General features: G+C 72.1%; 1 protein-coding gene. It reads left to right on the top strand.

Features of this window, described 5'->3' with window-relative positions:
* A partial coding sequence (locus IG69_RS22620) for a hypothetical protein (protein ID WP_036830748.1) occupies window positions 1-201 on the top strand: 201 nt, incomplete at both ends.

Below are 201 nucleotides of genomic sequence, written 5' to 3' on the forward strand. Positions count from 1 at the left end.
CGACAAGAACCAGAAGAAGGACGAGAACCTCGTCGACGAGGCCGCCGCACAGCAGCCGCCCAAGGCCGTCCCCGACGCCCAGACGGTGCGCCCCGGCCGGGTGAGCAAGCTGCACGTCCTCGACAACGACACCGACGTCGCCGGGTCCGTGCTCGCGATCGACCAGCGCGACGTGACGGCCCCGACCCTCCGGGGCGCGAC

The sequence above is a fragment of the Phycicoccus jejuensis genome (genome assembly GCF_000720925.1).
GTDB classification, from domain to species: Bacteria; Actinomycetota; Actinomycetes; order Actinomycetales; family Dermatophilaceae; genus Phycicoccus; species Phycicoccus jejuensis.